Origin of the sequence: Candidatus Latescibacter sp., assembly GCA_030692375.1 — a bacterium.
GTDB lineage: Bacteria > Latescibacterota > Latescibacteria > Latescibacterales > Latescibacteraceae > JAUYCD01.
Map to the genome: position 1 here is coordinate 1 of JAUYCD010000097.1, position 8,188 is coordinate 8,188.

Here is an 8,188-nt window from a genome sequence, read left to right on the forward strand (position 1 = left end):
GCGACCACATTCCGCTCCGCAGAGATGCAGGCCCTGATCCGGGCATGTTTCGCTCCGACATCATCTACAACCCGGAAAACAAGACCGCCGCGCAGGGATATGTGCATATCCCCCTCGTCCGAATCGATGACCTGGGGCAGACGGATAAATTCATTCTGAGCCTGATGGGACTCATCGCCGGAATCAACCGTCACACAAATATCACCGCTGTTCTTGATAACCCGCTGTCGCCAATCACGTTTCAAAAAAGCCAGCTCAATTTTCTCCGTACCCGGGACATAACGAACCTGCGGGGGATCAGCGTGGATTCCCTCTTTCTTTTCCGGCCCCCGCTCGTGTATATTCTTACCGACCGCGCATTCCGGTTCGACGAATCGGAGAGGGAAAGCTTTCTGAGATATCTTATGGGCGGAGGTATGCTTATCATGGAGAATGCGAAGCCTGGGGATGAGGCTCTCCGCAATAAACTCCGCGGACTCATGGTTTCCCTATTCGAAGATCCTATGCTCTTAGAGATTGGACTAAAACCCCTCACGAAAAAAGAGCAAGAAGAAAAAATAGTTCCCTCTCTTGAACCTATTCCCGGAAACCATCCCATCTATCATTGTTTTTATGATTTCGAAACCGGGTCTCCGGTGGGCGCCGGACAGGAACTCGGCGCGCTTCCCCATAAGATGCAGCCCTATCTCGAAGGCATGTTTTTCCGGGGAAAACTTATCGCGGTGTTCTCAGATCGCGGATACGGCCTCTGCTGGGGTGCGGCGGGTAGATACGAGGAACAGGTGAAAATGGGAGTTAATCTGGTAGTGTACGGTCTCATCCAGCGGTATGGACAAGCTGGTAATCCGGCAAATAGAGAGAGATAAGTCGATGGAGAGTACGAGGTTAGAAATGAGAATCCCTGCCATGAGTCAACGTGAAGACCGATCTTCTCAACTTTCAGTCGGGAAAGTGAATCGTTCCGGGCACTGCCTGATGCTTTTCCTGCTCGTCTCCCTTTTGTTTCTTTCGATCTCCTGCAAATCGGACAGCGGAAGCGCTGAAACCGATTCTTCCCGCGACGAATATACCCTCCTCAGGCAGCGGATGGTTGACCAGCAGATCGAAGCGAGAGGGGTTCGCGACCAGCGCGTTCTTGAGGTCATGCGCCGGGTTCCCCGCCATCTCTTCGTTCCGGCAGCCGACCGTGATCAGGCCTATGAGGACCATCCATTATCCATCGGGCTCGGGCAGACCATCTCGCAGCCCTACATCGTGGGTCTGATGTCGGAGCTCATGCAGCTCAAGGGCTCGGAGCGGGTGCTGGAGATCGGCGCCGGCTCCGGATACCAGGCGGCGGTTCTCTCCGGCCTGGCAGCCGAGGTATATACCATCGAGATCGTCCGTGAGTTGGCGGAGCGGGCAGAGCGTATTCTCACCGAGTTGGGGTGCAAGAATGCCAGGGTGCGCTGGGGCGACGGTTACGCCGGGTGGCCGGAAAAAGCGCCGTTCGCGGCCATCATGGTTACAGCGGCGGCTGATCATATCCCGCAGAAACTTATCGATCAGCTTGAAATAGGGGGAAGACTTATCATTCCGGTGGGAAATGTTTCACAGGACCTTCTTTTGTGTGTCAAAACTCCAAAAGGTCTCACCCAAAAGAGCATTGCCCCGGTACTGTTTGTACCCATGACCGGCAAAATCAGGGAGGAGAAATGATAAAAAAGTAAACTCCGAAAAAAAATTCTATACTCCCGAAACTTGTATCGCATAAGTTTTTTTAGAAATCCCTCATAGAATATCCGCCAGGGAAGCCATTCGGCCAGGATTTTGCGCTTAATCTCCTCAGGCGGTTTCATAGATTACCATTCCCTGTTTATCCGCCGGATACGCGATGCCGCCGACGACATCCTTGCTTTCCTGGAACCACTCAGTAGAAATGAAGATAATATCAAAGGGATATTCCATTCCCCTGAGCGCCCTGCGAAGGCGAACATATTCTTCTCGCCGGTCTCCGGGATCTTGCTCTACTACCAGCAGGTCGATGTCGCTGTCGGGAGTCATTGGACCTGTCACGGCCGAACCAAACAAGATAATCTTATCCGGACTGGCCACGTTGAGAATGCGCCGGACGATCTCATTAACCAGGGATTCATCGATGCCCATTGCAAACTCCATAATGATCATATATTGGTTAGAACGGCCACCAAATGTCACCAATTTGTTTAACCGTGTCTATTTCACCATAAACCTTAAATTAATAAAGGGGAAACAGTCGGTACTTCCCGTTTCCCCCTATCAATCATTAACCAACACCCTTTTGAGGATTCGTGGTTGATATTCTGGCTCCGGTGGTAGGACTCGAACCTACAACTTAGCGGTTAACAGCCGCTCACTCTGCCATTGAGTTACACCGGAACTCAGCAGTTTCTTGAGATAGGTAAAATATAAAATAGCCTTCCCCTTGTCAACACATTCCGGCAATTTTCATCAATTTGTTCTTAGTTATTCTTCAGCTTCTGGTAAAGGCTCTGGTAGCGGATGAGCTGCACCTTCAGGGCTTCCCGTTTTTTGGTATCCTTTTCACTTTCGAGCCGCCGCCGTAACTCTTCGATTTTCGAGCGGATTTCCGGCTCATCGTAGGGAGAGAGATGGTCAGCGATATATTTCTCCGCCGTTTCCCGATCCACCTTGATCATTGCCGCTGAGGCTATAAGCTGCTGGGCCTCGCGGTTTTCCACAACGTTCATGAGCGCGGAAGGCGAAACATCGAGTCCCTCCACCAGGCGATGAAAAATTATATCCGCCACCGCTTTCATGGCCGGATGGCCGAAGGGTTTGGATCCCAGCTCTTCCATGAGTCGGCGGCTCAGATCGGGATAGTGGATAACAGCGGCGAGCAGTTCCCGCTGCCGTACTGTTCCCATCAATTGAGATGATTGCTCCCCCTCCCCTGATTCCTTGCGGCCGGCTCTTTTTTTAATACGCCCATCCACCGCTTTCCGCATCGAATCACGGTCCACCCCGATTTTAAACGATAGATCGTTGATGTATATATCCCTCTTGAGTTCATCCGGAATAAGGGAAATGGAATCGGCAATCTCTCCCGCCAGTTTGATTTTATCCTTTACGTCCGCTGCGTCCCTTTTCAATGCCTGAAGCTTGAATTCCCATATATCGAGGGGATGTTCCAGATATTTTTGCAGCGCCTCGGCGCCATACTCCCGTACATAGGAATCGGGATCGTGCCCCTCGGGGAGTACAACCACCCCGATGCTGAGATCGGTGGCGAGCAGGTTGTCGACTCCGCGGACAGCGGCGGAAAGCCCGGCGCTGTCCCCATCGAAGAGCAGAAGAGCAGACCGCGCCAGACGGGCAATAATCCTCCCCTGCTCCGTGGTGAATGAAGTTCCGGAAGAGGCAATTGCATGGGTGATTCCGGCCTGGTGAAGGGAAATGACATCCATGTAACCTTCTACCACAACCGCCGTGCGCAGTTTTTTTATAGCAGCTTTCGCCTGGTAGAGGCCGAACAGGACCCGGCTCTTATGGTATACCGGAGATTCGGGCGAATTCACATATTTTGCACCCTCCCCCGCCAGGATTCTTCCTCCAAATCCTATGATGCGGGCCGCCTGATCGATGATCGGGAAGATGACCCTACCCCCGAAACGGTTGTAGGAGGGGCCGCCGTACTTGCTCGGAACAAGGAGACCGGCCGCTTCCAGCGCTTCGGGCTGTACGGTTTTTTTACGGGCAAAGGCGATAAGCCCTGCGGAATCCTCCGGAGCAAATCCCAGCCGAAATGATCGTATAGTTTCAGGAGTTAGGCCGCGACCGAGCAGGTAATCCATACCAGCCTTTCCCTCTTCGGAAGAAAGGGAGAGGTGAAAATATTCAGCGGCGGTGAGGTTGGCGGCGATGATCCGGTCGGTGTCTTCTTTGGCGCCGGGGCTGAACGATTCCTTACGGGGCATCTCGAGGCCGGCACGTTCGGTGAGCTGCTCTATCGCTTCGAGGAAGCTCATGCCGGTTATATCCATGAGGAAGCTGATGACATCGCCGCCTTTTCCGCACCCGAAGCAGTAGTAAAACTGCCCCGCACGGTTCACATTGAACGAAGGCGTCTTCTCGTTATGGAAGGGACACAGGCCGATGGTGGCAGAGCCGCGTTTTTTCAATTCTACATACTCGCCGATGACATCGGCGATATCTATCCGGCCCTTGACTTCCTCTTTAAACGTGGAAAAATCGTCGTACATCGAAACTCCAAAAGAAGAATACTGAATCCAGGAGTCAGAATCCAGAATTCAAGCTTATCCGCAAATAAGGCGAACAGGCAAAAAGTAATTTTTACATTATTTTCTGGTGTTTTTAAACCTCACCCCCTGTCCCCCTCTCCTAGTCAGGAGAGGGGGTAACTCATTGCTGGCTATGTTTTTACCCTCTCATGAATAGGAGAGGGTGGCCGAAGGCCGGGTGAGGTTTTCGTCAATTCGGAGAGTTTTTAAATACTTTTTACCGGATCATCTTACAAGATTTACAAGATTATAACGATGTGTGAATCCCGCAAGACATCTTATCTCTTTTCTATCTTCTGCCTTCTCTATTCTTTCTCTGCGAACTTTGCGAACTTTGCGAGAGGCTCTTTTTTATTCTGGATTCTGGATTCTGGCGCCTGAATTCTTTCTTTGCCTTTTTGTCTTTATTCCAGCGATTCACGGTCAATCCTGTACATAACCAGCCCGGAGAGCGTTTTGGGATAGAAGTAGGTGGATTTCTGCGGCATGCGGTTGCCATTGAGCACCCGCGGGAACATCTCTTCAGGCCGGATGGGGTTCAGGAAAAAGGCAATCTGGTCCTTGCGCCGATTGACATCATCGATCGCATGGTCGGGACTCTGGCTGAAATGCAGTCGCTTCCCGGCGGCGATATCCTCACGGGTGATGTTCAGGATTTTTTCAATGATCTTACCATGCAGGATTTCCACGTCCAATTCCTTGGGAACCGCCGGATGTTTCAGCCGCGCAATCCCGAATTCCCCTCCGGTATAGAAACCGATTACGCTGTCAGCCGTCGAATTCTTTTTCATGAGCTTGAGCATCTCCGGAATAGTTACTCTTGCCGGGAATTCCACCTCAAAGTCCGAGGATAGTTTCTCCAGAAAAATTTCGCGGCTGAATGACGGCATATCACCCGCCTTGCGGTGGGTGGGAAGAATGGTCATTCCGGGATCGTCGACGCTGGAAAAATACATGGATATATAGTCAAACGGATCATCCGCTTTCTCGCGCACAGGTGCCATAAATTCACGGTAGGCGAGGGCGGTTTCATACCGGTGATGGCCGTCGGCGATGATGATTGCCCGATCCCGCATCCTTTCCTGGATTCGATATATCGTTTCCGGTTCATGAAGTATCCACATCTTCCGGTGAATATCCTGTTCATCCCGAAAGGAGACTTCCGGAGCGCCGGAGGAGGCTTTCCGGAGAAGCTCCTGAACTTCCTGTTCCGGGTCGCGGTAAATACCGAAAACCTGGCTGAGATTGGTCCGGGTGGCCTTGACCAGGTTCAGCCGATCGATTTTAGGGCCGGACAGGGTACGTTCGTGGGGATAGATTCCCCGCCCGAATTCTTCCAGCCGTACCAATCCCACAAAACCATAGCGGGTTCGTGTTTCACCCTCAAGCTCGAATGTTTCTGAACGAATATAGAACGCCGGAGCGTCCTCACGCCGTAAAATTCCTTTTTCCATCCACGATGAAATGTACTCTGCGGCGCGCCGGTATTTGTCCGGCGCATCCCCTTCTTCCGGATCGTCTCTGGTTTTGATAAGACGGATGATATTGTATGGATTACGGGTATACAGCCTGTCGCGCCATTCATCATAAATGATGTCATATGGGGGCGCCACGAGATCTCGAATGTCGCCCGCCACCTTCGTGTCATACCGCAAAGCACGGAACGGACGTAGTATAGGCATTTTTTATACCTTTCAATCCAGTGAGAAGTTACCGGAGAACACCGACAACAGGCAGGAATTACGGCAAATATCTTGATTATGGTATGGCGTGAACTACAAAGAATATCGGAGCGCTCTTTTAAAAATAAATTTGGCTGGTAAATTACGAATTTTTTTACTCGAATTCAATAGAATTGTACCGTGGTCATTTTTCTTTGAGAGGTCCCGTGCCCTTCTGTAGTGCTTCCAGCGCTTCCAGTATCTCGCGACGGCTGCGTTCCAGTTGGTAGTGATCGTTCGTATTTCGTTTCAAGACAAAAAACAACACTCCCAGGAGAATAGAAAGCGCCCCGTATCCGGCAAGAAGATAGATAAAGAAAATGTCTTTTCCGGGAAGGCTTTCCCCTTCAGTTTCCCCTAGCCCCAGTTCTACCATGAGTCCCACACTGACCAGCAGTCCAAAGAGAACGAGGGCAGAGCTGAGATACCCCAGAAATCGTATGTCACGGGAAGCTTTTTCGAAGGTCAGACGATTATGGTGCTTATGCATGCCTAGAAAAAGAAGCGGGATAGTGAAGCTTGCGAGAAATATCCACGGCATAACGGTATCCATGAGCGGAGGCCGGTAATCGGGCGCCGGCATCGGCCCCCGTGGATGTCCATGCATGACCCACTCGCCGCGGTCATTTTTAATCCAGGTATCCTCGGGGCCGGAAAAAAGCCTCGCCATTACCAGTGTCGCCCCCAGGATGAGGAGCACTGCCAGCGGCATACGAATTTTCATCCAGAAATTACGCATCGGGATCTCCTTGTTTGGCAGGTGATTGCGGACGAATTTTCCTGGATTCCAACCAGTCATCCACATCTTTTTTATCGAATTTGATATTCTTTTTGTTGATGCGGATGTAAGGCGGACAATCACCGGACTGGATATACCGGTATATGGTCCTTTTAGTCTCGCCCAGATATTCCGCCAATTCTTCGATTGACATTAAGTACATTATGCCTCCTTTTCAAGCTATTTGAGTGACAATGGAACACTATTAATACAATATATGACATTTGGAGTAAAAAGCAAAATAATTTTACATACCTTTTCGACTTTCCTGGCCATCCCTAGATTTTTAAATCAATATTTCGTAATTCTTTATGATGCTTATCTTTCCACGAAAATATATTCTTGAAAATATTCTCTGGTTCAAGTCCTCGTGAAGGACTAATCCCCCCTGTCGGACATCCCCCCTTGATAAGACGAGGGCGACAAAAGTAAAAAACTTTTATTCAACTTGAATGCATCAAAAGGTCTGTTAAAGGCGAACACAGAGCAGGACGGTTAAAAAGATATGGAACCTGAAAACATACATCGAAAGCCAATTTGGGATCGGATTAGTGGAAAATACCCGTATTTCGGCGGCTATTTTCCTCCTCAAGGTATTTTTGCGGCCTGGAGAATATTCCACCCGGCAAGTTTGAGAAACAATGCCATGAATACCCTTTCCGGTAGTGGGGCATTTTGCAAAGCTTGGACAGGCTCTGCACAACGCACCGTCAAAGGTGGTGCGGGTCTTCCCCATGGACAGGTCATGAGTGGATTCCAGAGGCGCATGACCTGCCGGACAACGGCGAACGCATTCTGTGAAAGGGTCCGGGAAGGACGGCCTCACAATCTGGTTCGGCCGCCGTTTGCGGGATAACCGCTGTGATCAGCTGCACATCACCTTACAGGTCTCGGCGACCTGCACCTGGTATCCCGGCCCTTTCAGGCCGTCATAGGTGGCATCGGAGTCGGAAGGGTTCTGAAGCACTCGGCCCTCCCGCTTTCTCTTTGATTATCACCCGTTTCTCTTCTACCGTGCATTGTTCGTTGAACACCCGAACCAGTTGCTTAAACGTCGTCCGATCAGCGTGATCGGTATCCTCAAACCATTTAATCAACATCAGCATATCCTCAGCAACCTGTTGGCGAATCAGCTTCCGCGAAGAAAGACTTTGCCCGCCCGGCTCCAGATTGAGCGCATACTGGACGCCCAAATCATATATTCTTCCGCTGCCTGCTCGCCGGAATACTCCCTGCCAGCCGTTGACTATGCGGCGGTAAGCCAACTTCGAAAATACCCCTGTATAAGGGTCAATCAAACTCGTTTGTCGTGGATCTACAATATGTTGCATGGCGGCTTTATCTCCTTTCATAACAATACCTTAAATATAATAAATCTAAACCGCCATGTCAAGCTAAATATTCATTTA

General features: G+C 50.5%; 9 protein-coding genes and 1 tRNA gene. 3 read left to right on the forward strand and 7 right to left on the reverse strand.

Annotation, left to right across the window (positions count from 1 at the left end; all coding sequences use genetic code 11):
- Positions 1–866, forward strand: an 866-nt coding sequence (locus tag Q8O92_06070; GenBank protein MDP2982875.1) for a DUF4159 domain-containing protein, incomplete at its 5' end; no start/stop codon positions are given.
- A gap of 40 nt (positions 867–906) precedes the next feature.
- Positions 907–1,698, forward strand: coding sequence for a protein-L-isoaspartate(D-aspartate) O-methyltransferase (locus Q8O92_06075; GenBank protein ID MDP2982876.1), 792 nt, complete (start codon positions 907–909; stop codon positions 1,696–1,698).
- A gap of 126 nt (positions 1,699–1,824) precedes the next feature.
- Here the strand turns inward: Q8O92_06075 and Q8O92_06080 are convergent, their stop codons facing one another.
- The 6 genes from Q8O92_06080 to Q8O92_06105 form a co-directional block, all read right to left on the reverse strand.
- Positions 1,825–2,157 (reverse strand): nucleotidyltransferase domain-containing protein, encoded by a 333-nt coding sequence (locus Q8O92_06080; GenBank protein MDP2982877.1) that lies wholly within the window; start codon positions 2,155–2,157, stop codon positions 1,825–1,827.
- A 165-nt stretch (positions 2,158–2,322) separates the two neighbouring features.
- Positions 2,323–2,397: transfer RNA gene (locus Q8O92_06085), tRNA-Asn, on the reverse strand.
- 83 nt (positions 2,398–2,480) lie between these two features.
- On the reverse strand, positions 2,481–4,241 hold the full coding sequence (dnaG, locus tag Q8O92_06090) for a DNA primase (protein ID MDP2982878.1): 1,761 nt from the start codon (positions 4,239–4,241) through the stop codon (positions 2,481–2,483).
- A 443-nt stretch (positions 4,242–4,684) separates the two neighbouring features.
- Complete coding sequence (locus tag Q8O92_06095; GenBank protein ID MDP2982879.1) at positions 4,685–5,962, reverse strand: DUF1015 domain-containing protein; 1,278 nt, start codon at positions 5,960–5,962, stop codon at positions 4,685–4,687.
- A gap of 184 nt (positions 5,963–6,146) precedes the next feature.
- A complete protein-coding gene (locus Q8O92_06100) occupies positions 6,147–6,740 on the reverse strand; it encodes a hypothetical protein (GenBank protein ID MDP2982880.1) in 594 nt (197 codons plus the stop codon).
- Positions 6,733–6,942, reverse strand: a complete 210-nt coding sequence (locus Q8O92_06105; protein MDP2982881.1) for a helix-turn-helix domain-containing protein — start codon at positions 6,940–6,942, stop codon at positions 6,733–6,735. Before Q8O92_06105 ends, Q8O92_06100 begins: the two co-directional genes overlap by 8 nt.
- Positions 6,943–7,284: 342 nt before the next feature.
- Between Q8O92_06105 and Q8O92_06110 the strand changes: the two genes are divergently transcribed.
- Positions 7,285–7,635: a hypothetical protein gene (locus Q8O92_06110; protein MDP2982882.1), complete on the forward strand. Its 351-nt coding sequence runs from the start codon at positions 7,285–7,287 to the stop codon at positions 7,633–7,635.
- Between the two features lie 73 nt (positions 7,636–7,708).
- On the opposite strand, the gene Q8O92_06115 is transcribed toward Q8O92_06110, so the two are convergent.
- Positions 7,709–8,044, reverse strand: coding sequence for a hypothetical protein (locus Q8O92_06115; protein ID MDP2982883.1), 336 nt, complete (start codon positions 8,042–8,044; stop codon positions 7,709–7,711).
- Between the last annotated feature and the right edge of the window lie 144 nt (positions 8,045–8,188).